Below are 26,029 nucleotides of genomic sequence, written 5' to 3' on the forward strand. Positions count from 1 at the left end.
GGGTGTGCGACGACGGCGTGGCTTACTTCGCGCCGGCGGTGGCTTTCATCAGCTCGCCGCTCAGGTCACCGTCCAGCGACCAGCTGAAGATGCCACCCAGTCCCTTGGACTTCAGGTAGTTGATCTTGGTCTGGATCACGTCCGGCGTGTCGTAGCTCCAGAAGTTCGTGCCGTCGAACTTGTAGCTCTGCTTCGTCACCGGATGGACGAACACCGTGCCCGGGGCGTTCTTCAGGACCTTGTAGTCCTCGATGCCCGCCTCGTAGGTGCCGCGCGCCGGAGCGCTGGCCTTCTGGTACAGGCCGTTGTTGACATTCGGCACACCCGTCCAGCCCCGGCCGTAGAACGGCACGCCGAGGTTGATCTTGCCCGGCGGCATGCCGGACTGGACCAGGATGCCCACCGCCTCGTCGATGTTGTAGTACGACGCAACGGAGCGCACACCCGGCTTCAGCGGATCGAAGTAGTTCGGGCTGGACTGGTCCGGATAGAGGTTCGACTGGAAGTCGGTCGGGCCTTGCGGCTCGAACCCACCGTGGAAGTCGTAGCTCATCAGGTTGACCCAGTCCATGTACTGGCCGTACTGCCCGGGCTCGGTGGCGTCGATCTTGTCCTTGCCCGAGCCGAGCGCGGCGGTCAGCAGGTAGTGCTTGCCGTTCACCGCGTCGAGCTGGGTGCGGAACTCCTTCATCAGCAGCGTGAAGTTGTGGCGGTCGGCCGCGCTCACGGTGTTGTACGGCTGGCCGATCACGGCCGGGAATTCCCAGTCGATGTCGACGCCGTCGAACACGCCGGCCAGCACGCCGTCACCCCCCTTGCCGCTGTACGCCGGCAGGTTGCCCTTGATGTAGATGTTCAGGCAGGAGCTGACCAGCTGCTTGCGCAGCGCATCGGTCTGCGAAGCGGCGGAGAACCACTTCGACCACGTCCAGCCGCCGAGCGAGATCAGCACCTTGAGGTTCGGGTACTTCGCCTTGAGGCCCTTCAGTTCGTTGAAGGAACCGGCCAGCTTCGAATCCCAGGTCGGTGCGGCACCGACCAGGCGCAACGGCGTGCGGCCATAGTCGGCCCAGGCGTCACCGCCGGTGCCGGCGCTCGGATCGTTCGGGTTCGTCGCACCCGGCTCGAGCTTGTCGATGCCTTGTGCGCACTCGTACCCGCCATTCTTCTGGTAGATGTTCGCGAAGGCGTAGTTGACGAAGGTCAGCGCGTTGGCCGAGCCCGACGAGATGATGTCGGCGACCTCATAGCCGCGGCCATACACGCCCCACTGCGTGAAGTAGGAACCGACCTGGCGGCCGCCGGGAGCCGGGGCGGGCGCGGGCGCCGGGGCAGGTGCCGGAGCGGGAGCCGGTGCAGGCGAGGGTGCCGGCGCCGGCGCGGGGGCTGGCGCGGGAGCCGGTGCCGGGGCGGGCGCCGGCGCAGGGGCCGGAGCGCCTGCGCAATTGCCGACGGCCGTCCACGGTTGGCCGCTGCCTGCGGGGCCGCTGCTGGAGGCCGGGTTGTTGTTCTGCGTCCAGTAGTTGGCCTTGTAGTTCACGCCGTTGTAGCTGACGGTCGCGCCACCGGTGTACGCGGTTCCAGCCACCCACGCGAGGTAGCAGGTGCCGCCCGGGTTCGGCGCGGGGGCCGGTGCCGGCGCGGGGCTCGGCGCCGGTGCGGGCGATGGCGCGGGGGCAGGAGCCGGTGCGGGGGCGGGGGTGCCGCCGTTGGTCGGCGACCACAGCGATGGCGTGGTCGCCGGCGTCCAGTTGGTGCCGGCCCAGGCGGTGTGCGTGACCAGCGCGACATAGTCGCGGCCGCCGTAGCTCACCACCGTGCCGACGGTGTAGGTGACGCCTTCGCGCCAGGCGGGCGCGCTGGACTGCGCCAGTTGCACGTCGCTGGCCCAGACGCGCTGCGTGTCGTTGGCCGTTGCGGCCTGGACCTGCCCCCACATGCTGCCGATCGCGACGGCAACCATGGTCATACCCAATGTTTTCATCTTCATCTCTCCTGTGGATCCTTGAACCAGGAGGGAGTGTGCTGGTACTGAATTGGTATTCCAATCTCGGTTTCTCAAAGATACCAATTCCAACCGCTTGAATAGCCGTGTGTGCGCCCGAAGCGGTCATTCACTGCGTCGATCCCCATGGCCCGTGGGGCCTTGTCGGGTGCGCTACAAAGCCGCGTCAACCTGGCTCAAGCAATGCGCCCTTCGACCCGGCAACGACTTCGCCTGTCTGGCGGCACGGAACTGTCTTTCATCACGGCTGGTGAGGCGTCCCGGCCTGCCGTGCTGCTGCTGCACGGATTCCCGAGCTCCGCGCGAACGTTTCGCGAGGTCGTGCCGGGGCTGTCGCAGGCCGCCTATGTGATTGCACCCGATCTGCCGGGCTTCGGCGAATCCGATGTGCTGCCGGCGGTCTCGTTTGCCGCGCTCGGTCAGGCCATCGCAGAACTGCTGGACCGGCTCGGGGTCGGCCCGCGCTACCTCTATCTGCATGACTTCGGCGCGCCGGTGGGCTTCCACATCGCGATGCAGGCGCCCGAACAGGTCCTCGGCCTCGTTGTCCAGAATGCCAACGCGCATCGAAGCGGGTTGGGACCGCCCTGGGCCGCGACGATGGCCTACTGGTCGCAGCCGAACGCGGACAACGAAGCGGCGGCGACCGCTCACCTGACTTTCGAAGGCACGCGCGACCAGTACCTCGCCGGTGTCCCGCCGGAAGTGGCCGCGCGGATTCCGGCCGACAACTGGGAGGAGGCGTGGCGGGTGATGTGCCTGCCGGGTCGGATGGAAACGCAGCGAGCGCTGATCGCGGACTATGGGCGCTACGTCGCCCGGTTCGACGCCATCGCCGAGTACCTCGCGCGCTGGCAGCCGCCTTCGCTGATGCTCTGGGGCAGGCACGATGCGTTCTTCGATCTCGCCGAGACCCTGTCATGGATGCAGGCGCTGCCGAGGATGGAGGTGCATGTCTTCGACGCCGGCCACTTCATGCTGGAGACGCATGCGGCCGCGGCCGTGTCGTTGATGCTCGACTTCATCGGGCGGTTTCAGTCTTCGCCGCTGCCCGCATTGGCGTCCAGCGAGCGTCGGCGCTCGGCCAGCGCATCGTCGAGCGTGGAGACCTGACTGCGCGGCGAGAAGCGCAGCTCATGCCCCAGCGCATCGAGCAGGCGCAGCAGCTTGCCCGATCCGAACTCGGCGACGCCGCCGGTCTCGAAGCGCGCGAGCGTCGATGGCCCGATGCCGCTCAGCTCCGCCAAGGCCTTCTGCGTCAGCCCTTGGGCTTGACGGAGGCGGGCGATTTCTCGGCCCAGTAATGAGAGGTTGTCCATATGCTGTATTTGCTATGCGACTTGGTGAGGTCTCCCGGGCGAATCCACGGGATCCGCAGAGAAGATATGTCATATACGGCATAAAAATAAGGGGCATTTCACGGCTGCAGCAAGCTCCGGACCTCCTCGTCGCTCGTCTGCGCAAAGTCCTCGTACCAGCAACCCACCGCGCGGAAGGGCTCGGGCGTCGTCGCGCAGACGACTTCGTCGGCCTCGCGCCGCAACGCGTGGCAGGTGCTGCGGGCGCCGGTCGGCACCGCGATGACGATGCGCGCCGGATTCATCGCGCGCAAGGCCCGCGCCGCGGCCCGCATCGTCGCGCCGGTCGCGATGCCGTCGTCGACCAGCAGCACCGTGCGCTGCGCGATCACCAGCGCCGGGCGCGCGTCGCGGTAGAGCTGCTCGCGCCGGGCCAGTTCGAGCGCCTCGGCCTGTGCGACCACCTCGATCTGCGCCGCGGCGATGCCCAGCATGCGCACCACGTCGCCGTTCATCACACGCACGCCGCCGCTGGCGATGGCGCCCATCGCGAACTCACCGTGGCCCGGCACGCCGAGCTTGCGCACGACGAACACATCGAGCGGCAAGCCGAGCGCCTGCGCCACCGCGTGGCCCACGGGCACGCCGCCGCGCGGCAGCGCGAGCACCAGCGTGTCCGGCCGGGCACGGTATGCGGACAGGCGCCGGGCGAGCACCTGCCCCGCATCGCGGCGGTCGTGGAACAACGGCTCCTGCATCGACGACTCCTTCGTCAGCAGAAGCTACTGTGCCGCGGCGTCACTTCTTCTGCCAGACCTTCACGTAGTCGACCTCCATGCTGACCGGGAAGATCGTGTCGTCGACCGATCCGCCCATGTCGCCGCCGATCGCCAGGTTCAACAGCAGGTACTGCGGCTTGTCGAACGGCCAGCTCGCGGAGCCCTGGTGCTTGTTGGCGTAGGTGTGGAAGGGCTTGTTGTCGACGCCGATGACCAGGCTCTCGGGCGTCCAGGTCAGCTGGTAGTTGTGGAAGGCGCTGCAGGCGTCGTTGATCTTGGTCTCGCCGCCGTCGCCGAAGGTGCCGGCGGTCGAGGTGGTGTGGATGGTGCCCTCGATCGCGGTCGGGTTCTTGCCGACCTGCTCCATGATGTCGATCTCGCCGCCGGCCGGCCAGTCGCCGGTGCTTCCCAGCATCCAGATCGCCGGCCAGGTGCCGCGCCCGCAGGGCAACTTGGCGCGGATCTCGAAGAAGCCGTAGGTCCAGCTCACCTTGCCGTTCGTGATCAGGCGCGCCGAGCTGTAGTCCTGGCCGCCGTAGTCCTTCGCGGTGGTCAGGCGCTCCTTGCGCGCGGTGATGACCAGCTTGCCGTCGCTGATCTTCGAGTTCTCGGCGCGGGCTACCGCGTAGTACTGCAGCTCGTTGTTGTACCAGCCGGTCGCGTTGGCCTCGGTGTCGTAGACCCACTTGCTCGCATCGGGCAGCGTGCCGGTGTCGAACTCGTCGGACCAGACGAGGGTGTAGCCGGCTGGGGCGTTGCTCGGGGCTGGAGCCGGTGCGGGTGCGGGTGCGGGTGCGGGTGCGGGTGCCGGGGCGGGAGCTGGTGCGGGTGCCGGGGCGGGAGCTGGTGCCGGAGCAGGGGAGGGCGACGGCGCAGGAGCGGGCGCCGGTGCAGGCGATGGGGTGGGTGCAGGAGTAGGCGCGGGCGATGGTGCCGGCGCAGGTGCGGGTGCGGGAGCCGGTGAAGGCGCCGAGCTGACCGGCGGCGGTGCCGCGGTGTCGTCGCTGCCGCCGCAAGCGGCCAGGGCCAGCACGCCGGCGCACAGCGCGGCCAGGCGAGCCATCGAATGAAGTCGGTTGTTGTTCAGCGTCATGATTCTTCCTCTGGCGCGCAGCATGCCTGCTGCAGCGCCCACCACCCGCAAGCCCGGCGTGACGATCGCTACATCTTGTAGTCGCTCCCGTACCATATGAGCGCCGAGCCCGTGTCTTATTACTAATCTACTTGCCGTCGACATGCCCGCCAAAGCGCCGCCCGCCACCGAGCCTGCCCGCCGCGTCACGATGACCGATGTCGCGACGCAGGCCGCGGTGTCGCAGTCGACGGTGTCGCTGGTGCTCAACGGCATGACCGGCACCCAGCTGTCGGACGAGACGCGCGCCCGCGTGCTGCGCGTGGCCGCCGAGCTCGGCTACCGGCTGCCGGATCGGCGCGGCACGGCCGCCGCGGCGGGGCGTCGTGGCAAGACCCGCATGGCCGCGACGTCCACGCCGCTGATCCTCTACCTGGTCGACGAGGTCTCCACCAGCCCGCACCCGGTGCTGTCGATCGACGGCGCGAAGGACGAGGCCTGGAACCAGGGCGCGTTAGTGGCAGTGTTCGCGACGCGCTCGAATGCCGGCATCGAGGCCGCCGTGCTGTCGACGATGCTGGCCAACCCGGCGCTGATCGGCGTCATCTACTCGACGATCTTCACGCGCCAGGTCAGCGTGCCGCCGCAGCTCGGGCGCGTGCCCACCGTGCTGCTGAACTGCAGCGAGGCCGAGCCCGCGTCGGGCGGCGAGCCGCGCTTCTCGTCGGTCGAGCCGTCCGAGGTGCTGGGCGGCTTCGTCGCGACCGAATGCCTGCTCGATGCCGGTCATCGCCGCATCGCCTTCATCAACGGCGAACCCTGGATGGACGCCGCGCGCGACCGCCTGAAGGGCTACCGCCGCGCGCTCGCGAGCGCCGACATCGCCTATGACGCGGCCCTCGTGCGCGAGGGCGACTGGCAGGTCGCTTCAGGCCACGACCTCACGCTGTCGCTGATGAAGCAGCCGAAGCCGCCGACCGCGGTCTTCTGCGCCAACGACCTGATGGCCGTCGGCTGCCTCGAGGCGCTGCGCCAGCTCGGCAAGCAGGTGCCGCACGACGTCGCGGTGATCGGCTACGACGACCAGGAGATCGCGCGCCACACCAGCCCGCCGCTGACCACGCTGGTGCTGCCCAACTACGAGATGGGGCGGCTCGCCGTGGAGATGCTGCTGGCCCAGGTCGCCGCGCCCGACGGCCGGCGCAGGCGCGTCAAGGTCGACGGCCGGCTGGTGCCGCGCCAGACGGTCGGCTGATCAGGGAATCCTTCCTCCTCACACGGCCTTACACCTGCGCAGTTGACGCGCGGCAGTTGGCGTGCGCCTAATATTAGTCAATTATTAGCGATGAGCCGTGCCCCTGGCGCGAGCCGTCCGTCATCGAGCTGGCGCCGCAAACACCCGTTCCGAGGCCACAGAAGGAGACACGATGAACACCACCTACCGGCGATGGCTGGCGAGCCTGCTCGTCCCATTGATCACCGCAAGTTGCGGCGGCGGCTCCGAATCCGCCGCCGCCGATGAAGCCCCGCAGCGAGCGGGCACGGCCCACGAATCCGCCCAGGCCGTCAGCGCACGCCTGACGACGCCGTGGACCGCCGCCGCGCAGCAGGCCGCGGTGCCGCTGCCCGAGTACCCGCGCCCGCAGCTGACGCGCACCGACTGGCTGAACCTCAACGGCACCTGGAGCTACAACGGCGGCAGCGCCGCGCCGAACGCCGACAGCCCGCCGGCCACCGCGCCCGGCTTCCCGGCCAACCCGGAGCAGATCAAGGTGCCGTACCCGGTGGAGTCCTACCTCTCCGGCATCCAGCGCATGAACGACCGCAACCTCTGGTACAAGCGCGCGTTCACCGTGCCGGCCGGCTGGAGCGGAAAGCGCGTGAAGCTGAACTTCGGCGCGGTCGACCGCAAGGCCACCGTCTACGTGAACGGCCAGCAGGTCGGCCAGCACAGCGGCGGCTACGACGCGTTCAGCTTCGACATCACGCCGTACCTGCGCAACGGCAGCAACGACCTGGTGGTCGGTGCGTTCGACCCGACCACCGGCGACGACATGCTGGGCAAGCAGACGCTGAACCCCGGCGGCATCTTCTACACGCCGAGTTCGGGCATCTGGCAGACGGTGTGGCTGGAGCCGGTCGCGACGCCGCACATCACGCGCCTCGACATGACTCCCGACCTGCCGAACAACCGGCTGCGCGTGATCGTGCGCGGCAGCGGCCTGGCCGGCCAGGCGATCGAAGCCGTCGCGTCGAGCGGCGGCGCGCAGGTGGGCGTGGCCACCGGCAGTGCCGATGTCGAGTTCACGGTGCCGGTGCCGAATGCGCATCGGTGGTCGCCCGACGATCCCTTCCTGTACGACCTGACGATCCGCGTGCGCAGCAACGGCGTGCTGGTCGACGAGGTCGGCAGCTACTTCGGCATGCGCTCGATCGCCGTCGGCACCGTCGACGGCGTGCCGCGCCCCTTGCTGAACGGCAAGTTCGTGTTCCAGTACGGTCCGCTCGACCAGGGCTTCTGGCCCGACGGCCTGTACACCGCGCCGACCGACGAGGCGCTGAAGTCCGACCTGCAGGCCATCAAGGACCTGGGGCTGAACATGGTGCGCAAGCACATCAAGGTGGAGCCGCAGCGCTGGTTCTACTGGGCCGACAAGCTGGGCCTGCTGGTGTGGCAGGACATGCCGCATGCGTGGGACGCCGAATCGAGCGCCGCGGTGCGCGCCAAGGTCGAGGCCGAAGACCGCGAGATCGTCGACGAGCACCGCTCCTCGCCGGCCGTCGTCACCTGGGTGATCTTCAACGAGAGCTGGGGCGATTTCGACATGGTCCGCATGGCCAACCAGTTCAAGGCCTGGGACCCGAGCCGGCTGACCGACACCCACTCCGGCATCAACTTCGCGCCCGGCGACCAGGGCACCGGCGACCTGATCGACAACCACGACTACCCGGGGCCGAGCGCGCCGGCGTACCAGCCGAACCGCATCTCGGTGCTCGGCGAATTCGGCGGCAACGGGCTGCGCGTCGACGGCCACATGTGGAACCCGGCATCGACCTGCTGCTACACGCTCTACCCCGATGCGGCGACGCTGACCAACGTCTACCTCGAGCAGGTGAACGGCCTGCGCGAGCTGGCGGTGTCGCGCGGCCTGAGCGCGGCGGTCTACACCGAGATCACCGACGTCGAGGACGAGCTGAACGGCTTCCTGACCTACGACCGGCAGGTGCGCAAGATGGATTTCGCGCGGCTGAAGACGGCGCACCAGGCGCTGATCGGCGGCGAGCCGTACCTGCGGCGCGGCAGCTCGTATTCGTTCCGCACCGTGACGCCGGGCGTGACCAACCGCTACCTGCGTCACGCCGGCAGCCTGGGCGTGACCGAGGTGGTCGATGCCAGCAGCAGCGAGCTGCTGAAGAAGGACAGCTCGTGGAAGGTCGTCAACGGGCTGGCCGACAGCAGCTGCCTGTCGTTCGAATCGGTCAACCAGCCGGGGCAGTTCCTGCGCCACCAGAACTTCAGGCTGCGCATCGACCCGAGCGACGGCAGCGCGCTGTTCCAGGCCGACGCCACCTTCTGCCCGCGCAAGGCGCTGGACGGCGGCGGCGGGCTGTCGCTCGAATCGAAGAACCTGCCCGGCCACTATGTGCGGCATGCCAATGCGGAGGTCTGGCTGAACCCGCTGCAGGACACCAGCGGCTATCGCGCCGATGCGTCGTGGGCACCGGCCACCGGCTGGTGGCGCAGCAGCGTGCTGGTGGCGGCGAACACGGTGCACTCGCTGCGCGTGCTGACGCCGGGCTTCGACAACCGATACCTGCGGCACCAGAACGCGCTGGCCTACACCGAGGTCGTTACGGCTGGCAGCGACGCCACGCTGAAGCTGGATGCCAGCTGGCGCATGGTGCCGGGGCTGGCGGATGCGAGCTGCTACTCGTTCGAGTCGCGCAACTTCCCCGGCGAGTACCTGCGGCACAGCGCATCGCGCGTGCGCCGCGACGCGCTGCAGGACAGCGCGCTGTACCGGGCGGACGCCACCTTCTGCGCGCAGGGCACGGCCGACGGCAGCGCCGGCACGCGCTTCGCGGCATCGAACTACCCGAACCGCTACCTGCGCCACTACGCGGCCGAGGTGTGGATCGCCGACGGGCAGGGCGGCAGCAGCTGGAACACCTCGGGCAGCTTCGATGCGGACACGAAGTGGGCGGTGGAGAACGCCTGGGCGCCCTGATGCGGCCGGGGCGGGCAGTCAACAGGGTGAACAGGCCCTAAACTGCCCGCCCGACCGACGATGGAGCGCCAGCGCATGAAGCCGAAGCCGTTTTCGATGATCCGCGAGTTCCACCTCGCCGACTGGTTCACGCTCGGCAATGCCGTGTCGGGCACCGGCGCGCTGTTCTCGATGATGTCCTACCTCGCGAGCGCGAACGTGGTGCACATCCACTTCGCCTGCGGCCTGGTGATCGCCGCGCTGGTGTTCGACGTGCTCGATGGCCGCGTCGCGCGCTGGCGCCAGAAGGCTTCGGCGCTGGGCCGCGAGCTCGATTCGCTGGCCGACGTGATCTCGTTCGGCGTCGCGCCGGCGATCATCGCCTACGGCTGCGGGATGCGTGGCCTGTACGACCGCATCGTGCTCGCGTACTTCGTCGCCTGCGGCGTGTCGCGGCTGGCGCGCTACAACGTCACCGCCGAGGCGCTGTCGGACGACAGCGGCAAGGTCACGCATTTCGAAGGCACGCCGATCCCGACCTCGATCGTGCTGGTGCTGATGCTCGGCGTGGCCGCGTGGGCCGGCGCGCTCGGCCCGAACCTGTGGTTCGGCGAGGTGATGGTCGGCGAGCATTTCTTCCACCCGCTGGTGCTGCTGTTCGGGCTGTCGGGGTCGCTGATGATCAGCCGGATCAAGATCCCGAAGCCTTGAGCTTGCGCCGTGGCTTCAGCTCGTGCGGCTCCAGAAAGAACGCCGCATTCCCCGCCACCCGCTCCACCACCAGGTCGATGAAGGCCCGCACGCGCGCCGGTTGCGCGATGCGGCTGCCGTAGTACAGGTACAGGTTCAGGTGCTCGGCCACATGCTCGGTCAGCACCGGCACCAGCCGGCCGCTGCGCACCAGCGGAGCGGCGGTCGCTCCCACCAGCTGGCCGATCGCATGGCCTGACAGCACCGCGTTGGCCTCCAGCTCGACATCGTTGGTGCACAGCACCGGCGCGAAGTCGCGCGCGACGATCTCGGCGCCGACCTTGAATTCCCATGGCATCACCTTGTTGGTCGACGGATGCCGGAAGCCGCTGCAGCGGTGGTGCGCCAGATCGTCGATGTGCCGTGGCGTGCCGTGCTTCGCCAGGTAGCCCGGTGTCGCGCACACCACCAACTGCAGCGGGAAGAGTCGGCGCGAGATCACGCCGTCGTCCGGCGGCGTGCCGGCGCGAAAGCCGACGTCGACCCGGTCCGCGACCCAGTTGCCCAGGCGATCGTCCAGCTGCACGTCCGGCTCGATCTCAGGATGCCGCTCGCAGAACTCCGCCAGCACCGGCCACAGCACCGGCAGCATCAGCGAGCGCGACGCGACGATGCGCAGCGGCCCGGCAATCTCTTCGCGGTCGCGGCGTGCGCCGTGCAGCGCGCGCTGCAGCGTCGACAGGCCCGGCTGAGCGGCCTCGAGGAAACGGCTGCCCTCTTCGGTCAGGCTGAGCCGCCGCGTCGTGCGGTGGAAGAGCCGCACCCCCAGGTGCGATTCGAGCTGCGCGAGCGCTTGGCTGGCCGCCTGCGGCGTGATGGCCTGGGCCGTGGCGGCCTGGCGCAGGCTGCCCAGCTCGGCGGCGCGGATGAAGGTGGCGATTGCCCGGAGTTCGTTGAAGGCCATGGCGGGATTGTCACGATTGGCTTGCGGATGTCTCCAGTGATTGTGGGCTAGTTCAAGCTCAATCGAGTGCCTAAAGTTGCGTCACTCCACCACCACATCAAGGAAATCACCATGGCAAGCACTTCCGATTTCAAGCGCGTCTGGTTCGTCACCGGCGCGGCACGCGGCATCGGCGCGCGCATCGTCGACGCGGCGCTCGCGCAGGGCGATGCGGTTGTCGCCACCTCGCGCGATGCGAGCACGCTGGAACAGCGCTTCGGTGCGCAGCCCGGCCTGCTGGCGGTGGCGCTCGACGTCACATCCGAGGCGCAGTCGGCCGCCGCCGTCACGGCCGCGCTGGGGCGCTTCGGCCGCATCGACGTGCTGGTCAACAACGCCGGCTTCGGACTGCTCGGTGCCGTCGAGGAGGCGAGCGCCGACGAAGTGCGCCGCCTGTACGAGACCAACGTCTTCGGGCTGCTGAACGTCACGCGGGCGGTGCTGCCGGCGATGCGCGCGCGCCGCAGCGGCCACGTGATCAACATCTCGTCGCTCGGCGGCTACCGCTCGGGTGCCGGCTTCGGCGTCTACTGCTCGACCAAGTTCGCGGTCGAAGGGTTGACCGAGGCCTTGCATGCCGAGCTGCAGCCGCTGGGCATCCACGCCACCGTGGTCGAGCCCGGCTACTTCCGCACCGAGTTCCTCGAAGGCTCGTCGCTGGTGGTCTCGCCGCGCATCGTCGACGACTACGCGCCCACCGCCGGCCAGGTGCGCGAGGCCGCGAAGCGCATCAGCCTGAACCAGCCGGGCGATCCGCTGCGGCTTGCTCAGGCGATGCTCGCGCTGGTCGAGTCGGCCACGCCGCCGCTGCGGCTGCCGCTGGGCACTGACACGCTGCAGACGATCCGCGACAAGCACGCGTTCGTCGAGCGCGAGACGGAGACGTGGGAGCAGTTGTCGGCATCGACCGATTTCCCGAAAGGCACCTGAGCGGCACTGAGGTGACATCTGTCGGACACTGCGGCCCTCGCCACTCCGAAGACCGCCATGGACCGCAGCTCCGTCACCCCCTGGACCGTCGCCGTGATGGGCGCCGGCGCCGTCGGCTGCTACTTCGGCGGCATGCTGGCGCGCGCCGGCCACCATGTGACGCTGATCGCGCGGCCGCAGCATGTGGACGCCATCGCGCGCGACGGCCTGCGCATGCAGACGCGCACGTTCGACGAGCGCGTTCGCCTGCAGGCCAGCACCGACGTGGCGGCGGTGCAGGGCGCGCAGCTGGTGCTGTTCTGCGTGAAGTCCACCGACACCGAATCGGCCGCCGCGGCGATGCGCCCGCACCTGTCGCCCGGGGCGCTGGTGCTGACGCTGCAGAACGGCGTCGACAACGACGAGCGGGTGCGCGGCGTGTTGTCGAACGAGGTGGCTGCCAGCGTGGTCTACGTGGCCACCGAGATGGCGGGGCCGGGGCACCTGCTGCACCACGGCCGCGGCGAGCTGGTGATCGCGCCGAACAGCGTCGCGGCGAGCCTGGTCGAGGTGCTGGCCGCCGCCGGCGTGCCGGCGACGGTCTCCGACAACGTGCGCGGCGCGCTGTGGGCCAAGTTGATCCTGAACTGCGCCTACAACGCGATCTCGGCGATCGGCCGCGTGCCGTACGGCCGCTTCGTCGACCACCCCGGCGTGCCGCAGGTGATGGGCGACGTGATCGCCGAATGCCTGGCGGTCGCGCAGGCCGAAGGCGTGCAGGTGCCCGGCGATGTGGAGGCCACGGTGCGCGGGCTGGCCGCGACGATGCCGGGCCAGTTCTCGTCGACCGCGCAGGATGTGATGCGCGGCAAGCCCAGCGAGATCGACCACCTGAACGGGCTGGTCGTGCGGCGCGGTGAGCGGCACGGCGTGCCGACGCCGGTCAACCGCGTGCTGCACACGCTGGTCACGCTGATCGAGGCCGAAGCCCGAACAGCGCCGGATCTCAGCTCGCGATCTGCTTGAACTTCGGATTGCGGACCACGTCCTCGATCAGCTTCTGCACGGCCGGGCCGAAGGCCTGTGCCACTTCCTGGCAGGCCTTGTCGGCGATGAAGCTGCCCGAGAACGGGAACTTCGACTGGGTCGAGAAGCTTTCGTTGCGGGCGTTCGAGACGACCAGCGTGAACGTCCAGTTGCCATCGCTGATGCCCGAGCTGAAATCGATCTGCTCGAGCTTGCCCGACAGCTTCAGGCTCGAAGCCGGGTCGTACAGGCCGGCCAGCTTCAGCTCGTCGATGAAGGCTTTCTCGATGTAGGTCTCGAAGCTGGGCTCGACCTTGACGGAGCCGGCGGCACGGCACGAGATCGAAGCGTCGCCAGGCTTGGCGGCCTGGAACTTCGCGACCGACACCGGCTTGATGCTGGTCGCCTTGAGGGCTTCCACGTTCTTGACGGAAGCGCCGTAGGGCGCGACGTTGAAGGCACAACCGGTCATCAGGGCGGTCGCGGCGAGGAAGGGCAACAGGCGAAGGTACATGACGCGTTCCAAGTGGATGAAGCCGCGGATCATACGGAACGGTCTGTCAGATATCGATGCGGATGACGTGGCGTCCTTCACGTTGATGAGGCGGAATCCGCACAAGGCGAGCTTGGATCGAAGCCGGTGGCCAGCAGCGACGCGAGCGGCGCGAACAGCGGCTGCGGCAGCGCCGACCCGTCGAACCACTGCCAGCCGTCGCACTTGTCCGGCTCCAGCGTCGCCGGCTCGCCGAGCGTGTGCCGCGCCACCACGAAGACGGTCAGATAGTGCTGGCGGACCTCGTCGAACACATCGCTGGTGTAGGGGCCGCGCTCGCAGGGGCCGAGCACGAGCCCCGTCTCTTCGAGCAACTCGCGGCGCGCGCAGTCTTCGATCGACTCGCCGTACTCCAGGCGCCCGCCGGGGGCCGACCAGGTGCCTGCGCCGTGCGAGCCGCGCCGGCGGCCGAGCAGCAGCTGGCCGTCGCGCAGCACGAGGATGCCCACGCCCACGCCGACGTGTGTCATGGCGCTGCGGCCTTCCGGGTCCTGCCGATGAGCACCGGCTGGAACAGCACATCGTCGCGGCGTTGCACCTGGGCGAAGCCGGCTTCGTGCATCAACGCGGTCAGTCGCTCGATGCTCACCGCGTAGTAGCGGCTTGTCGCGACACGGGTCGTGCAGGTGCCATCCGGCGCTTCGGTCGTCAGGTACATGCGCAGGTCGTAGTGCTCACCGTCCCACTCCCAGACCTGGACGGCGATGAAGCGGTGGCCGTCCGCGTGCTTGTGCATGCCATACGGATGCACGTCGGGCGTCTTGCGGACGACGGCGGCGTAGTCGCGCACGGAGATCACGAGGCTGCCGCCCGGCCGCAGGCAGCGGTGGGCCTGGCGAAAGCACGCCAGCAGATCGTCGTCCGTCAGCAGGTGCGGCACGCTGTTGTCGCAGGCGAGCACGGCGGCCATCGAGCCGGTGGTCACGTGCGCCAGCGTCCGCAGGTCGTCGACGCCGGCCAGCGCGTTCAGCGAGCGGCGCTGCAGCTCCGCCTTCAGTCGTTCCACCGCCGCGGGCGAGATGTCCGACGCGACGACGCGGTGGCCGTGCGCGAGCAGTCCGAGCGTCTGTGTGCCTATGCCGCAGGCTGCGTCCAGCACCGGGTCGCCGGGCTGCACGCCTTCTTCCGCCAGCAGCGTGGCCAGCGCCTGCCCTTGCCGCCGGATCGCGCTCTCCCAGTCGCCGTAGAGCAAGTGGTAGTGCGGTGCGAGGTGGTCGTAGAAGGAGCTTGTCATTTCGCCAAATCATGCATGACATCGCACGCGATGCCGCCCGCGACCCGGACGGCGCGCAGCATGGGAACCACAGGCCCTTCCAGAAAGACCCGCCATGAGCATCACCGTCAGCGCCGCACCGTCCCCGCTCGCCTCGTACCGGTCGATCGGACCGATGCCGTTGCAGCCCGGTCAGTCCGCCTTCCAGGCGGCATCGATCGGTGCGTTGCGACGGCCGGCCGGCGATCCTGCCATCGAGGCGCCCGGCGCGAAGCCGGCCGAGCCCGGCGTCGCCCACACGACGCGCAGCCCCGAACTCGTCGAGATGTTCGACTTCATGCTGCAGCAGCACATGCAGCAGCAATGCCAGAAGTCGCCGCTCGACGAGCACAAGTCCGACGGCATCGCGGTCGAACTCGCGCAGGACAAGGTCAGCGAGCAGCGCAACTACGCCAGCCACCCGCACCTGATGCTGGCGGTCTGATCAGTCGCTGATCAGCTTGCTGTCGTAGAACGACAGCGTCTCGTTGAAGCGCATGCACGACTTGGCGGTGACCGTCGGCGCCATCTCCTGGTCGTAGCGGTCCTTGAAGCGCACGAACAGGCCGAGCGCGACGTCCCTGGCCTGCGCCGGCGTCACGCTGCCGGAGGCCATCGCGTGCTTCTCGATGCGATCCATCGAGCTCACCAGCAGCGCGGCATGCGATTTCTCCCAGCGCTTCTGCGCCGCCATCGACGGGTAGCCGAGCTTGTCGCACTGCTCCGCGCCCTTCATCGCGAACGCGAAGTGCATCAGGTTGCTGGCGGCATCCTTCTCGGTCATCGCCATCGCGGCGCCGGCCGCGAGTTGCAATGCCAGGGCCACGGCCACGGTGCGCAAAGAATTCGGCTTCATCGGTTGGACCTCCCCGTCCGCAAGGATTGCGCCGCGATGGTAGCGCTGTCAGCGGCGTTTCGCGTTCCACTAGAATGCGAACGATTCCTATTTGTCAATCGTGAGATCCCCATGAACCGTTGTACGCCGATCGCCTGCGCCGCCGCGCTGGCCTGCCTGATGCCTGTCGTGCAGGCCCAGACCGCCGCCGCACCCGAGGCCGCTGCCAGTGCGCCGGTGACGACGCTGCCCACGGTCAACATCAGCGCGAGCGCCGACGCATCGGCGGCCGGCCTGAGCAAGCCGTATGCAGGCGGCCAGGTGGCCCGCGGCGGCCGTGCCGGCATCCTCGGCACGCGCGACAACATGGAGACGCCGGTCAGCATCACCAGCTACACCAACGAGCTGATCCAGGATCGCCAGGCGCGCAGTGTCGGCGAGGTGCTGCAGAACGACAGCGGCGTGCGCATGGCGCGCGGCTTCGGCAATTTCCAGGAGGCGTATTTCATGCGCGGCTTCATCCTCGGTTCGGATGACGTGGCCTACAACGGCCTCTACAGCCTGCTGCCGCGCCAGTACATCGCCACCGAACTGTTCGAGCGCGTCGAGGTGCTGCGCGGAGCATCAGCCTTCCTGAGCGGCGCGGTGCCGGGTGGCGGCGGCCTGGGCGGCACGATCAACCTGGTTCCCAAGCGCGCCACCAACGAGCCGCTGACGCGCCTGACCACCGGCATCGCCAGCGGCGATCAGGCGAACCTCGCTGCCGACGTCTCGCGCCGCTTCGGTCCGGACAACAGCGCCGGCATCCGCGTCAATGCGGCCTGGCGCACCGGAGGCACCGCGGTCGACGACGAGAAGGCCGACCTGGGGCTCGCCGCGGTCGGCCTGGACTGGCACGACCGTAACGTGCGGCTGTCGGGCGACCTCGGCTACCAGGACAACCAGCTCAAGCGCACGCGACCGAGCGTCACGTTGGCAGGCGTCACCGCATTGCCCTCGGCACCGGACGGCGCGTCGAACTTCGCGCAGCCCTGGTCGTATTCGAACGAGCGCGACCTGTTCGGCACGCTGCGCGGCGAGTTCGATCTCACGCCCGAGCTGACCGCCTGGGCGGCCTATGGACTGCGGCGCAGCGACGAGTCGAACTCGCTCGCCAACCTGACGGTCGGCGCCGACGACGGCAGCGGTTCGACCTACCGCTTCGACAACGCCCGCGAAGACAGCGTCGACACCGCCGAACTGGGCCTGCGCGGCAAGCTGCGCACCGGGCCCGTCGGACATGAATGGGTGGTGTCGTATTCGGCGTTCCGGCTGAAGTCGAAGAACGCCTATGCCTTCGACCCCGCGGCGGCATTGGCGACCAACCTGTACACGCCGAGTTCGTACGCCGAGCCGGCATGGAGCGCCACGGCCGGCTTCGGCAACAACCTCGCTTCGCCGGCGCTGACCAACCGCACCCAACTCACCAGCTTCGCGATCGGTGACACGCTGTCGCTGCTGGACGACCAACTGCTGGTGACGCTGGGGGTGCGGCGCCAGAAGTTCGACGTCAAGGGCTACAGCTACGGCGATCGCAACGGCGACGGGGGCGGTGCCGAGACCGGCTACGACCGCTCGCGCACCAGTCCGATGCTGGGCGTGGTCTACAAGGCGACCAAGCAGTTGTCGCTGTACGGCAACCATGTCGAAGGCCTGACGCCGGGCGAGACCGCACCGACCTGGCTGACGCCGCCGCCGTTGAATGCCGGCCAGTCGCTCGATCCGTACGTGTCGAAGCAGAACGAGCTCGGCCTGAAGTTCGACGGCGGGCGCCTGGGCGGCAGCTTGGCGTTGTTCACGACGACGAAGCCGCGCTCGCTGGTCAATGCGGCCAGGGTCTTCACATCGGAAGGCGAAGATCGCCACCGCGGTGCCGAGCTGAACGTCTTCGGCGAGGCGGCTCCCGGCGTCAAGCTGCTCGGTGGACTGACCTGGCTCGACGCCAAACAGCAGACCACCGGCAACGCCGCCACCGAAGGCAAGCGCGTGCTGGGCGTGCCGCGCGTGCAGGCCAACCTGGGCACCGAGTTCAACGTGCCGGGTGTCGAGGGCCTGGCGCTCGACGGCCGCATCGTCCACACCGGCAAGAGCTTCGCGGATTCGGCCAACACGCTGGAAGTGCCGGCCTGGACCCGGCTGGACCTGGGCGCGCGCTGGCTGCTCAACCTGCAGGAGCGTCTCGTGAGCCTGCGCCTGCGGGTCGACAACGTGACAGGCAAGGACTACTGGGCCTCGGCCGGCGGCTATCCGGACAACGGCTACCTGGTGGTGGGTGCGCCGCGCACCGTGTCGCTCAGCGCCAGCATCGACTTCTGACCATGCTGAGCGCCAGCGCCCTGAAGACCTGGTCGTGGTGGCACAAGTGGAGCAGCCTCGTCTGCACCGCGTTCATGCTGCTGCTGTGCCTGACCGGCCTGCCGTTGATCTTTCACCATGAGATCGATCACCTGACCGGCGGCGAGATCGAGGCGCCGGAGATGCCGGCCGACGCGCCGCGCGCCAGCCTCGACCAGGTGCTCGCGTCGGCGCGCGCGCTGTACCCGGAGCGCATCGTGCAGTTCGCGTCGCAGCCCGAGGACGACGACCGCCTGTGGCACATCACGCTGACCCCGACGCCCGCGCCGACGCAGGACTTCAAGTCGATCGCGGTCGATGCGCGCACCGGCGGGGTGCTCGGCGAGGTGCCGGTCAACACCGGTTTCATGAGCGTGATGCTGCGCCTGCACGTCGACCTGTTCGCCGGTCTGCCGGGCAAGCTGTTCCTCGGCGCGATGGGCCTGCTGCTGCTGCTGGCGATCGTCTCGGGGCTGGTGCTGTACGCGCCGTTCATGCGCAAGCTGCGCTTCGGCGAGGTGCGCCGCGAGCGCTCGGCGCGCGTCAAGTGGCTCGACCTGCACAACCTGCTGGGCGTCGTCACGCTGGTGTGGGCGCTGGTCGTCGGCGCCACCGGCATGATCAACACCTGGGCCGACCTGCTGATCAAGCTGTGGCAGTACGACGCGCTGACCACGCTGCTCGCGCCCTACCAGGGCCAGCCGCTGGTCGAGGAGGGCGCCCGCGCACCGACGCAGCGCATGCTGGTCGCCGCCAAGGCGCAGGCGCCGCACATGCGCGTCGGCTTCATCGCGTTCCCCGGCACCAGCTTCTCGAGCCCGCACCACCACACCTTCTTCATGCGCGGCACCGAGCCGCTGACGGCCCGCCTGCTGCAGCCGGTGATGGTCGACGCGCAGACGGCACAGGTCACCGCGTCGCCGCAGGTGCCGTGGTACATCGCGACGCTGCTGCTGTCGCAGCCGCTGCACTTCGGCGATTACGGCGGCTTGCCGCTGAAGATCGTCTGGGCGCTGCTCGACCTCATCACGATCGTCGTGCTGGGCAGCGGGTTGTACTTGTGGTTCAAGCGCAGGCAGCCGAGGTCGCTGCTCGACGAGGCCGGCGTGCGGCTGGCCGGGGCGTCGCAGGACTTGCCGCAAACCTGACCGCAGGGCGCCCGGTTCGCGACTGGCGGCGGCGGTGCGCCCGGCTCGGTCACCGGATCCGCCGGGTGCGGTGACGGCGGGTCGTCGATCTCGGGCAAGGACGGTGGAGCGCCCGGCGGCACGGATGGCGCGGCCGGCGGTTCCGGCACGGTGTGCAGCAGAAGCGGCCGAATCGATGTCATGGCGGAGCCTGTGTGCGTTGGCGACACAGGCCCCCGGGCAATCGGCGTTCCCTCCGCCGATTCGCTCACACCATTCAGTTCACCGTGAACAGGTTCAGGTTCACCGAGTTCGCGATCGCTGCATTCCCGGCGGTGTTCGGGTGAAGGTGGTCACCGGTGTCGTTCGCCGGCAGCATGCGCGCCGGATTCGACGGATCGCGCGTGGCCAGGTCCTGGTCGATCACGCCGTCGCAGCCGCTCGCGCTGCTCTTCACGAAGTTGTTGTAGGCCTGCCGCGTCGTCTCCTGCGACGGCGTCCAGACGTTGTCGCTGTACGGCGTCAGCGTCGAGCAGAGGAACTTCACCTGCCGCGCATGGGCCTTCGCGATCATCCGCTGCAGCGGGCCGAGCAGCTGCTCGAGCGTGGGCTGCGGGTTGCCGCGCAGGTCGTTGATCGGGTCGTCCGAATAGATCACCCACTTCACGCCGGCCTGGCCCAGCACGTCGCGGTCGAAGCGGTTCTCGGCGCTCGGGCCGGCGCCGTCGCGCAGGCTGCTGTTGCCGCTGATGCCCTGGTTCAGCACGCCGACGCCGATGCCGGCCGCGTTCAGCCGGTTCGCCAGCACGTTCGGCCAGCGCTGGTTGGCGTCGAAGTTGGTGCCGACGCCGTCGGTGATCGACGCGCCCAGCGTCGCCACGCTGCCGCGCAGGCTGCTGTTCGACACGTCCAGGTTGGTCAGCACCCGGTAGCTGCCGCTGGTCGCGCTGGGATTGATCGTCGCGTTGCCGCTGACGTTGCCGGCCGCCACGTAGTTGGTCTGCAGCCCGGTCTGGTGCTCGGTGCTGACCGTGGTCGCGTTCGGCATGTAGAAGCTGATCGCCACGTCGGACAGCGCGGCGACATTGAAGTCGACCGAATCGCTGACCGCCTCGCCCCCGGCCGGGATCACCACCGTGGCCTGGCCGCCGAAGCTCAGCGTGCGGTCGCTGGCCGCGACGATCGACGATCCGCTGGCGCGCTGCGCGATGTGCACGTTGGCGATCGTGATCGGCTGGCTGCCGAACACGTTGGACAGGTGCACGCGCGCGGCCGCGCCGCCGACGCTGGTGTGCACGATCTGCCGCAGCGTCTGCTGGTTGAAGCTGGTGTTGCCGCCCTGCGGCGAGGCGCCCCAGGTGCCGACCCAGGTACCGGTCGGCGGCGGGGGGGTGTCACCGGCGGGCACCGGCGTCCAGCGCTGGTTCGCCGCACCCAGGCAATCCCATTGGTGGATGCGCGCGCCGGGCAGGGTGCTGACGCCGCTCACGTCGATGCAGCGTCCGCTGTGGCGGGCCGCGATGCGCAGTGCGCCGGCGTCATTCGTCACCACGAAGCGCTGGTTCGCGCCGCCGCCATACGCCCATTGCTGGATCAGCGCGCCGTTGTCGAGCGAGATGTCGCTCACGTCCAGGCCCTTGCCGCTGTTGACGTTGACGAAGCTGTAGGTGCCTTCGGCGGCGGGCTGGGCCTCGAACAGCTGGCGGTCGGCCTGGCTGCACGCGGCCTGGGCCGTCTTCGCGCCGTTGTCGAGCGAGCCGTTCTCGACGTCGATGCACAGCCCGGAATGCACCGCCTTCAGCGCATAGCGGCCGATCGCCAGCACGCCCTGGCCGGTGGTCGACACCGGGTACAGCAGGAACTGCTGCGCGCCGCTGGCGCTGCAACTGGCCTGGCGCAAGCCGGCACCGTCGTTCAGCGAGCCGCCGTCGATCGCGATGCACTTGCCGCTGCCGGCGTTCTTCAGCGCGAAGCGGTTGCCCTGGCTGCGCTGCGGCACGAAGCGCTGCGCGTTGGTGTCGTTGTTGGTCCACTGGTGGATCACCGCACCGTCGGCGGTCGAGCTCGCGGCGAGATCCACCACGCGGCCGGTGCCGACCGCGACCAGCTTGTAGCTGCCGCCGGCCTGCACCGTCAGGTCGAAGGTCTGCGTGACGGCACTGCTGCAGGTGCTCTGCACGAAGGCGCCGCCGTCGCTGGCAGGCGGCACCGCGTCGACGCACTTCGAGCTCTGCACGTTCTTCAGCACGTAGCGGCCGGCCGCGACGGCGGGCACCGCGAGCGCGGCGGCCTGCTCATGGGCGGCGGATTCGGCGCTCGCGGAGGAAGAGGGGGCATCGCCGCCGCCGCAAGCGGCCAACAGCAATGGCAGGCAGGCGAGTGCTGCCCGGTTCAGCGTGGTCATCGGCGTGTCCCCTCATGTCGTGTGTGAGGGCCGCACTATGGAAGCGTTTCCATTTAACGCAAGCCACGACTCGATACAAGAGCTGACCGCAGGGCATTTGCACGGCGACAGGAACCCATCGGCATGACCGATGGATTCGTCACACGATGTCGGATGGACCGGCTCAGGGCTGCTCGTCGCTGCCGTCCGGGCGGCGCGCGAAGCGCTTCGGCTCGGCGCCGTGCACCGGCGCGTTGTCCTTCCACGGCCAGCCGCCGAAGCCGGTCTGGCGGTAATCGGTGAAGGCTTGTTGCAACTCTTGCTGCGTGTTCATCACGAACGGGCCGTATTGCGCGACCGGCTCGCCGATCGGCCGGCCTTGCAGCACCAGGAACTCGGCCGTCTCGGCGCCGTTGACGATCTCGACTGGCGCGCCGGCGCGCAGCTCGATCGCCGCATGGCGATCGACCGCGACGCCATCGACCGTCACCGCGCTGCCGACGAAGAAGTACAACTTGCGCCGCGTGCCGTCGCCCTGCGCGGCCGGCAGCGTCCAGCGCGCATGCGGTGCCATGCGAAGGGTCCAGATCGCGAGGTCGGCCTCGGCCTGCGAGGCCCATGAATCGGGCGGCGGCGCGAGCGGGTCGGCCACGCCGTCCAGCCGGCCGGCGATGCAGACGACCTCGGTCTGCCGTCCACCGTCGTCGGTGTGTGTGCGATGCGGGATCTGCTCCGACCAGAACATCGTGAAATGCGGCGGCACCATCTTGCTGCGCGCCGGCAGGTTCAGCCAGATCTGGAACAGCTCGAGCCGGTTCGGCGCGTCGCGCTTCAGCAGCGGGAACATCTCGGCATGCACGATGCCCTGGCCGGCGGTCAGCCATTGCACGTCGCCGCCGCCGAAGCGGGCCATCGCGCCGAGCGAGTCGGAATGGTCGACCAGCCCGTGGCGCACGATGGTCACCGTCTCGAAGCCGCGGTGCGGGTGGGATGGGAAGCCCGGCACCGTCATGCCGTGGTACATGCGCCAGCCGTCGAGGCCGGCGAAGTCCTGGCCCATGTCGCGGCCGGTCAGCAGCGCATCGGGGCCGAACTGCGCATTGCCGCGCGGGTAGGCGTCATCGTGGTGGACGCAGAACAGGAACGGGTCGAGGGTCTCCCACGGAAAACCGAGGGCACCGACATGGAGGATGGATTCACCGGGCATGCGCGGCAGTGTCCCTCAAACCGCGACGGGTTGCAGGTGCTCAGGCCGTACTCGACACCGGCTGCGTGAGCCGCACGCCGTTCTGCGCGATCGACATCACGCCGTCGGCGTCGACCGTGACCGGCCGCCCATCGGCCAGCCGGTATTCCGACTCGCCGGTCGGCTCCCAGTCGCCGCCGAGGCCGGGCGCCGCGTCGAGCCGGGCCAGGTGCTCGAAGCCGTGCACGACGTAGTCGCGCCCGTCGTCGCCATGCAGGCGCAGGGTTTCCAGTTGATGCAGACGCTTTTCCATCGAGGTCTCCTTCAGCAGGGATCGGTCGGTCGATTGAACTGCAAGCCGGCCGCGCAAGCCACCTCGGCGCTCAAGGCCGCGGGGCGGGAAGGGTTTCGGCATGCGTTGGGGTGCTTCACCCGCAGCCGCACTTCGAGCCCGCCATCCGGCGATCGGTCGCAGCAGCCCGCGGCATCGGCCGCGACTCCCTAAGATCCACCCATGCCCGACCACAGCGACCCCGCCCCGACCCCGGGCGGCCCCCGACGCCGCACCGACTGGAAGCCCTGGCTCGTCTACGCGGCCGGCTGCCTGCTGTCGTGGCTGCTGTACGTGCTGGCCGGCACCGAATTCCAGCGCGGCATCTGGCAGCTGTGGGAGGCGGTCTACCAGGCCACACTGCAGCTGTGGCCGGCGATGCTGCTGGGCGCGCTCGTGCTGCCGTGGGTGCGCTGGCTGCAGCCGCGCACGCTGCCCCCCTTCGCCACGGTGACCTTGCACACCGCATGCGCGCTGCTGTTCGGTGCGCTGTGGCAGGCGCTCGACTTCACGACCTCGCTGCTGCTGTTCGGTGCCGACCACGCGTTCGCGGTGTTCGCGCAGACGCTGCTGTGGCGCGCGATCTGGGGCGCCGTCGTGTACACCGCGATCGCGACCGGCTTCACCGCTCTGCTCGAAGCCCGCCGCGCGCGGCGCGCCGCGCTGGCCGCCGCGCAGGCCGAATCGGCGCTGGCGCAGGCCGAGCTGGCGGCGATCACCGGCAAGCTGAACCCGCATTTCCTGTTCAACACCTTGAACACGCTGATCGCGCTGACCCGCAAGGACCCGCAGGCCGCCGAAGCGGCGCTGATGCGCTTTGCCGGCATGCTGCGCTATGTGCTCGACACCAAGCGCAGCGCGGCCGACCGCGTCGCGCTGGCCGACGAGGTGGCCTTCGTGCGCGACTACCTGGCGCTGGAAAGCCTGCGCCTGGGCGCGCGCCTGCGGATCGACTGGCAGCTCGACCCGGCGACGCTGCAGGACGAGATCCCGCCGCTGAGCCTGCAGCCGCTGGTCGAGAACAGCGTGCTGCACGGCGTGGCGCCGCGGCTGCAGGGTGGCTGCATCCGCATCGTCAGCGAACGCAACGGGCTGAACCGCGGGCTGGACCTGACCGTGGCCGACGACGGCCCGGGCTGCGACCCGGCGCGGCTGGCCGACCCCGGCGCCCCTGCCGACGGCCATGCGCCGCGCACCGGCATCGGCCTGAACGCGCTGAAGCGCCGCTTCGCGCTCGACTACGACGGACGCGCCCGCCTGCGCGTGCACACCGCGCCCGGTGCCGGCTTCCGGGTGGACTTGTGGATACCGCAATGAACGACATGACGAACGACATGACGAAAACGCGCGTGCTGATCGCCGAAGACGAACCGCTGGCCGCCGAGGCGCTGGCCGACTGGGTCGCGCAGATGCCGCAGCTGACGCTGGTGGCCACCTGCGCCGACGGCGTGGCGGCGCTCGCGCAGATCCGTGCGCTGCAGCCGCAGCTGGTGCTGATGGACATCCACATGCCGGGCCTCAGCGGCTTGCAGGTCATGAAGGCGCTGGCCGACGACGGGCAGCGGCCGACGGTGATCTTCACGACCGCGTACGACGAGCATGCGCTGGCGGCCTTCGAGCTGCATGCGGTCGACTACCTGCTGAAGCCGTTCGCGCGCGAACGGCTGGTCGAGGCGGTCGAGCATGCGCTGGCCTCGGGCGCGGCGCAGGCGCAAGAGGCGACGGCACAGGCGGTGCACGCGCTGGAGCAGGCGCCGGCCGAGCCGCTGACGCGCGTGCTGGTGCGCGACCAGGGCAAGATCTTTCCGCTGCACGTCGACCAGATCGAGTACCTGAAGTCCGACACCAAGTACACCGCGCTGGTGAGCCGCGGCCGCAGTTTCCTGGTGCGCCTGCCGATCGCCAGCTTCGAGCCGCGGCTCGATGCGGCGCGCTTCATCCGGCTGCACCGCGGCTGCATCGTCAACCTCGATTTCGTCGACGCGATGACGCCCGACGAGAACTCGCAGCTGGTGGTGCAGATGCGCGACGGCAGCCGCATCACGGCGAACCGCGACGTGTCGCGCCGGCTGCGGGAGCAATCGCTGTGAGGGCGCTGCGGATCGGGTTCGGCGCGCTGGTTTCTTCACTGGCCATGGGCTTGATCGGCGTGTGCGCGCAGGCGCAGCCGGCACCGGTCGGCCGCATGTACGCGCCCGGGCCCTTCGACCAGATCGAGATCGACGGCACGGCACGCATCCGGATCACGCAAGGTGAGCGCGACCAGGTGTTCATCGCCGGCGACGACCTGGCGCAGCAGGGCGTCGAGGTGGACGTGGTCAACGGGCACCTGCGCATCCGCACGGCCGGCGGCTGGAAGTTCTGGCGCGAGGACCGGCCGGCGATCGAGGTGCAGCTTCGACAGCTGACCCACGTGATGCTGTCCGGCGCGGGCGAGGTGCAGGCGCCGGCTCGGATCCGCGGCGACCAGCTGGTGATCGGCATCTCCGGATCGGGCAGCGTGCGCTTCGACGATCTCGCGGTGCGTCAGCTGCAGTTCGACATCTCGGGCTCGGGCGACGGGCACCTGGCCGGCCGGGTCGAGCAGCTCGGGCTCAACGTCTCGGGTCGCGGCAAGCTGGTGGCCGATCAGCTGCGCGCCACGCGGGCGAGGGTGGCGATCAGTGGCGTGGCGAATGCCGAGTTGTGGGTGATCGACGACCTGCAGCTCGCGATCTCGGGTGCGGGCAAGGTCGATTTCTGGGGCCACCCGGTGGTGCGGCGCTCGGTGTCGGGGATGGGGAACATCACGGCGCGAGGGGACAAGCCCTGACACGCCGGCCGGCACCCCAAAAGACAAAGCCCGCACGACCTGATGTTCGTGCGGGCTTGCTTGTTTGGTGGCGCTTCAGGGATTCGAACCCCGGACCTGCGGATTATGATTCCGTCGCTCTAACCGACTGAGCTAAAGCGCCTGAGCCTCAGATTATAACCAGGGTTTTTGGCACTTTCGGTCCACC

The 26,029-nt window shown here is 69.2% G+C and carries 24 protein-coding genes and 1 tRNA gene; 12 read left to right on the forward strand and 13 right to left on the reverse strand.

What is annotated here, in order from left to right:
• Nucleotides 1–22 precede the first annotated feature (22 nt).
• On the reverse strand, nucleotides 23–1,984 hold the full coding sequence (locus BUE42_RS03980; protein WP_235002074.1) for a glycosyl hydrolase family 18 protein: 1,962 nt from the start codon (nucleotides 1,982–1,984) through the stop codon (nucleotides 23–25).
• Between the two features lie 291 nt (nucleotides 1,985–2,275).
• Between BUE42_RS03980 and BUE42_RS03985 the strand changes: the two genes are divergently transcribed.
• Complete coding sequence (locus BUE42_RS03985; protein ID WP_235002076.1) at nucleotides 2,276–3,118, forward strand: alpha/beta fold hydrolase; 843 nt, start codon at nucleotides 2,276–2,278, stop codon at nucleotides 3,116–3,118.
• On the opposite strand, the gene BUE42_RS03990 is transcribed toward BUE42_RS03985, so the two are convergent.
• From BUE42_RS03990 to BUE42_RS33615, 3 genes are all read right to left on the reverse strand, one after another.
• Complete coding sequence (locus BUE42_RS03990) at nucleotides 3,040–3,324, reverse strand: helix-turn-helix domain-containing protein (protein WP_073462945.1); 285 nt, start codon at nucleotides 3,322–3,324, stop codon at nucleotides 3,040–3,042. The two genes, BUE42_RS03985 and BUE42_RS03990, sit on opposite strands and share 79 nt — an antisense overlap.
• Before the next feature lie 98 nt (nucleotides 3,325–3,422).
• Nucleotides 3,423–4,061: a phosphoribosyltransferase gene (locus BUE42_RS03995; protein ID WP_073462948.1), complete on the reverse strand. Its 639-nt coding sequence runs from the start codon at nucleotides 4,059–4,061 to the stop codon at nucleotides 3,423–3,425.
• 40 nt (nucleotides 4,062–4,101) lie between these two features.
• Nucleotides 4,102–5,175: a glycoside hydrolase family 16 protein gene (locus tag BUE42_RS33615; protein WP_235002080.1), complete on the reverse strand. Its 1,074-nt coding sequence runs from the start codon at nucleotides 5,173–5,175 to the stop codon at nucleotides 4,102–4,104.
• 190 nt (nucleotides 5,176–5,365) lie between these two features.
• Here BUE42_RS33615 and BUE42_RS04005 point away from each other — a divergent pair, with 190 nt between their 5' ends.
• The 3 genes from BUE42_RS04005 to pssA all read left to right on the forward strand — a co-directional run bounded on the left by BUE42_RS04005 (nucleotide 5,366) and on the right by pssA (nucleotide 10,073).
• Nucleotides 5,366–6,409: a LacI family DNA-binding transcriptional regulator gene (locus tag BUE42_RS04005; RefSeq protein ID WP_073463389.1), complete on the forward strand. Its 1,044-nt coding sequence runs from the start codon at nucleotides 5,366–5,368 to the stop codon at nucleotides 6,407–6,409.
• A gap of 172 nt (nucleotides 6,410–6,581) precedes the next feature.
• Complete coding sequence (locus BUE42_RS04010; RefSeq protein WP_073462950.1) at nucleotides 6,582–9,383, forward strand: AbfB domain-containing protein; 2,802 nt, start codon at nucleotides 6,582–6,584, stop codon at nucleotides 9,381–9,383.
• A gap of 75 nt (nucleotides 9,384–9,458) precedes the next feature.
• Nucleotides 9,459–10,073: a CDP-diacylglycerol--serine O-phosphatidyltransferase gene (gene pssA, locus BUE42_RS04015; protein ID WP_143171286.1), complete on the forward strand. Its 615-nt coding sequence runs from the start codon at nucleotides 9,459–9,461 to the stop codon at nucleotides 10,071–10,073.
• Here pssA and BUE42_RS04020 read toward each other — a convergent pair.
• A complete protein-coding gene (locus BUE42_RS04020) occupies nucleotides 10,054–11,016 on the reverse strand; it encodes a LysR family transcriptional regulator (protein WP_073462955.1) in 963 nt (320 codons plus the stop codon). The genes pssA and BUE42_RS04020 overlap by 20 nt on opposite strands.
• A gap of 111 nt (nucleotides 11,017–11,127) precedes the next feature.
• On the opposite strand from BUE42_RS04020, the gene BUE42_RS04025 reads away from it, so the two are divergent.
• Both BUE42_RS04025 and BUE42_RS04030 read left to right on the forward strand, forming a co-directional pair.
• On the forward strand, nucleotides 11,128–11,985 hold the full coding sequence (locus BUE42_RS04025) for an oxidoreductase (protein WP_073462957.1): 858 nt from the start codon (nucleotides 11,128–11,130) through the stop codon (nucleotides 11,983–11,985).
• Between the two features lie 57 nt (nucleotides 11,986–12,042).
• Nucleotides 12,043–12,990: a ketopantoate reductase family protein gene (locus tag BUE42_RS04030; protein WP_073462958.1), complete on the forward strand. Its 948-nt coding sequence runs from the start codon at nucleotides 12,043–12,045 to the stop codon at nucleotides 12,988–12,990.
• On the opposite strand, the gene BUE42_RS04035 is transcribed toward BUE42_RS04030, so the two are convergent.
• The 3 genes from BUE42_RS04035 to BUE42_RS04045 form a co-directional block, all read right to left on the reverse strand.
• Nucleotides 12,971–13,504: a hypothetical protein gene (locus BUE42_RS04035; RefSeq protein ID WP_073463391.1), complete on the reverse strand. Its 534-nt coding sequence runs from the start codon at nucleotides 13,502–13,504 to the stop codon at nucleotides 12,971–12,973. The genes BUE42_RS04030 and BUE42_RS04035 overlap by 20 nt on opposite strands.
• 77 nt (nucleotides 13,505–13,581) lie before the next feature.
• The gene (locus BUE42_RS04040; protein ID WP_073462959.1) at nucleotides 13,582–14,013 is read right to left on the reverse strand and encodes a nucleotide triphosphate diphosphatase NUDT15; all 432 of its coding nucleotides are present in this window, start codon (nucleotides 14,011–14,013) and stop codon (nucleotides 13,582–13,584) included.
• On the reverse strand, nucleotides 14,010–14,777 hold the full coding sequence (locus tag BUE42_RS04045) for a class I SAM-dependent methyltransferase (RefSeq protein WP_073462961.1): 768 nt from the start codon (nucleotides 14,775–14,777) through the stop codon (nucleotides 14,010–14,012). The genes BUE42_RS04040 and BUE42_RS04045 overlap by 4 nt, the downstream gene beginning before the upstream one ends.
• Nucleotides 14,778–14,871: 94 nt before the next feature.
• Between BUE42_RS04045 and BUE42_RS04050 the strand changes: the two genes are divergently transcribed.
• On the forward strand, nucleotides 14,872–15,240 hold the full coding sequence (locus BUE42_RS04050) for a hypothetical protein (RefSeq protein WP_073462963.1): 369 nt from the start codon (nucleotides 14,872–14,874) through the stop codon (nucleotides 15,238–15,240).
• On the opposite strand, the gene BUE42_RS04055 is transcribed toward BUE42_RS04050, so the two are convergent.
• Complete coding sequence (locus BUE42_RS04055; protein ID WP_073462965.1) at nucleotides 15,241–15,651, reverse strand: hypothetical protein; 411 nt, start codon at nucleotides 15,649–15,651, stop codon at nucleotides 15,241–15,243.
• A 111-nt stretch (nucleotides 15,652–15,762) separates the two neighbouring features.
• Between BUE42_RS04055 and BUE42_RS04060 the strand changes: the two genes are divergently transcribed.
• Both BUE42_RS04060 and BUE42_RS04065 read left to right on the forward strand, forming a co-directional pair.
• Nucleotides 15,763–17,985, forward strand: coding sequence for a TonB-dependent receptor (locus tag BUE42_RS04060; RefSeq protein WP_073462966.1), 2,223 nt, complete (start codon nucleotides 15,763–15,765; stop codon nucleotides 17,983–17,985).
• A 2-nt stretch (nucleotides 17,986–17,987) separates the two neighbouring features.
• Nucleotides 17,988–19,151, forward strand: coding sequence for a PepSY-associated TM helix domain-containing protein (locus BUE42_RS04065; RefSeq protein ID WP_073462968.1), 1,164 nt, complete (start codon nucleotides 17,988–17,990; stop codon nucleotides 19,149–19,151).
• A gap of 256 nt (nucleotides 19,152–19,407) precedes the next feature.
• On the opposite strand, the gene BUE42_RS31445 is transcribed toward BUE42_RS04065, so the two are convergent.
• From BUE42_RS31445 to BUE42_RS04090, 3 genes are all read right to left on the reverse strand, one after another.
• Nucleotides 19,408–21,534, reverse strand: coding sequence for an RICIN domain-containing protein (locus BUE42_RS31445; RefSeq protein ID WP_083613861.1), 2,127 nt, complete (start codon nucleotides 21,532–21,534; stop codon nucleotides 19,408–19,410).
• A gap of 163 nt (nucleotides 21,535–21,697) precedes the next feature.
• Complete coding sequence (locus tag BUE42_RS04085; RefSeq protein ID WP_073462971.1) at nucleotides 21,698–22,720, reverse strand: pirin family protein; 1,023 nt, start codon at nucleotides 22,718–22,720, stop codon at nucleotides 21,698–21,700.
• A 40-nt stretch (nucleotides 22,721–22,760) separates the two neighbouring features.
• Complete coding sequence (locus BUE42_RS04090; protein WP_073462973.1) at nucleotides 22,761–23,012, reverse strand: hypothetical protein; 252 nt, start codon at nucleotides 23,010–23,012, stop codon at nucleotides 22,761–22,763.
• Between the two features lie 201 nt (nucleotides 23,013–23,213).
• On the opposite strand from BUE42_RS04090, the gene BUE42_RS04095 reads away from it, so the two are divergent.
• The 3 genes from BUE42_RS04095 to BUE42_RS04105 are packed head-to-tail and all read left to right on the forward strand — an operon-like array spanning nucleotide 23,214 to nucleotide 25,842.
• Nucleotides 23,214–24,347 (forward strand): sensor histidine kinase, encoded by a 1,134-nt coding sequence (locus BUE42_RS04095; RefSeq protein WP_073462975.1) that lies wholly within the window; start codon nucleotides 23,214–23,216, stop codon nucleotides 24,345–24,347.
• Entirely contained in the window at nucleotides 24,344–25,120 is a 777-nt protein-coding gene (locus BUE42_RS04100; protein ID WP_235002082.1) for a LytR/AlgR family response regulator transcription factor, read from the forward strand. The genes BUE42_RS04095 and BUE42_RS04100 overlap by 4 nt, the downstream gene beginning before the upstream one ends.
• Nucleotides 25,117–25,842, forward strand: a complete 726-nt coding sequence (locus tag BUE42_RS04105) for a head GIN domain-containing protein (RefSeq protein WP_143171287.1) — start codon at nucleotides 25,117–25,119, stop codon at nucleotides 25,840–25,842. Before BUE42_RS04100 ends, BUE42_RS04105 begins: the two co-directional genes overlap by 4 nt.
• 65 nt (nucleotides 25,843–25,907) lie before the next feature.
• Here BUE42_RS04105 and BUE42_RS04110 read toward each other — a convergent pair.
• Nucleotides 25,908–25,984 (reverse strand) — tRNA-Met (locus tag BUE42_RS04110).
• Nucleotides 25,985–26,029 lie beyond the last annotated feature (45 nt).

The sequence above is a fragment of the Rhizobacter sp. OV335 genome, from assembly GCF_900142965.1.
In the GTDB taxonomy this organism is placed as follows: domain Bacteria; phylum Pseudomonadota; class Gammaproteobacteria; order Burkholderiales; family Burkholderiaceae_C; genus Rhizobacter.

Excerpts from the sequence above, each read along its gene's own strand:
- BUE42_RS04030 (WP_073462958.1), top strand. The coding sequence starts at position 12,043 with ATGGACCGCAGCTCCGTCACCCCCTGGACCGTCGCCGTGATGGGCGCC.
- BUE42_RS33615 (WP_235002080.1), bottom strand. The coding sequence starts at position 5,175 with ATGACGCTGAACAACAACCGACTTCATTCGATGGCTCGCCTGGCCGCG.
- BUE42_RS04065 (WP_073462968.1), top strand. The coding sequence starts at position 17,988 with ATGCTGAGCGCCAGCGCCCTGAAGACCTGGTCGTGGTGGCACAAGTGG.
- BUE42_RS04035 (WP_073463391.1), bottom strand. The coding sequence starts at position 13,504 with ATGTACCTTCGCCTGTTGCCCTTCCTCGCCGCGACCGCCCTGATGACC.
- BUE42_RS04040 (WP_073462959.1), bottom strand. The coding sequence starts at position 14,013 with ATGACACACGTCGGCGTGGGCGTGGGCATCCTCGTGCTGCGCGACGGC.
- pssA (WP_143171286.1), top strand. The coding sequence starts at position 9,459 with ATGAAGCCGAAGCCGTTTTCGATGATCCGCGAGTTCCACCTCGCCGAC.
- BUE42_RS04060 (WP_073462966.1), top strand. The coding sequence starts at position 15,763 with ATGAACCGTTGTACGCCGATCGCCTGCGCCGCCGCGCTGGCCTGCCTG.
- BUE42_RS04045 (WP_073462961.1), bottom strand. The coding sequence starts at position 14,777 with ATGACAAGCTCCTTCTACGACCACCTCGCACCGCACTACCACTTGCTC.
- BUE42_RS04100 (WP_235002082.1), top strand. The coding sequence starts at position 24,344 with ATGAACGACATGACGAACGACATGACGAAAACGCGCGTGCTGATCGCC.
- BUE42_RS04050 (WP_073462963.1), top strand. The coding sequence starts at position 14,872 with ATGAGCATCACCGTCAGCGCCGCACCGTCCCCGCTCGCCTCGTACCGG.
- BUE42_RS04055 (WP_073462965.1), bottom strand. The coding sequence starts at position 15,651 with ATGAAGCCGAATTCTTTGCGCACCGTGGCCGTGGCCCTGGCATTGCAA.
- BUE42_RS04095 (WP_073462975.1), top strand. The coding sequence starts at position 23,214 with ATGCCCGACCACAGCGACCCCGCCCCGACCCCGGGCGGCCCCCGACGC.
- BUE42_RS04090 (WP_073462973.1), bottom strand. The coding sequence starts at position 23,012 with ATGGAAAAGCGTCTGCATCAACTGGAAACCCTGCGCCTGCATGGCGAC.
- BUE42_RS04005 (WP_073463389.1), top strand. The coding sequence starts at position 5,366 with ATGACCGATGTCGCGACGCAGGCCGCGGTGTCGCAGTCGACGGTGTCG.
- BUE42_RS03995 (WP_073462948.1), bottom strand. The coding sequence starts at position 4,061 with ATGCAGGAGCCGTTGTTCCACGACCGCCGCGATGCGGGGCAGGTGCTC.
- BUE42_RS04025 (WP_073462957.1), top strand. The coding sequence starts at position 11,128 with ATGGCAAGCACTTCCGATTTCAAGCGCGTCTGGTTCGTCACCGGCGCG.
- BUE42_RS03980 (WP_235002074.1), bottom strand. The coding sequence starts at position 1,984 with ATGAAAACATTGGGTATGACCATGGTTGCCGTCGCGATCGGCAGCATG.
- BUE42_RS31445 (WP_083613861.1), bottom strand. The coding sequence starts at position 21,534 with ATGACCACGCTGAACCGGGCAGCACTCGCCTGCCTGCCATTGCTGTTG.
- BUE42_RS04085 (WP_073462971.1), bottom strand. The coding sequence starts at position 22,720 with ATGCCCGGTGAATCCATCCTCCATGTCGGTGCCCTCGGTTTTCCGTGG.
- BUE42_RS04010 (WP_073462950.1), top strand. The coding sequence starts at position 6,582 with ATGAACACCACCTACCGGCGATGGCTGGCGAGCCTGCTCGTCCCATTG.
- BUE42_RS03990 (WP_073462945.1), bottom strand. The coding sequence starts at position 3,324 with ATGGACAACCTCTCATTACTGGGCCGAGAAATCGCCCGCCTCCGTCAA.
- BUE42_RS04020 (WP_073462955.1), bottom strand. The coding sequence starts at position 11,016 with ATGGCCTTCAACGAACTCCGGGCAATCGCCACCTTCATCCGCGCCGCC.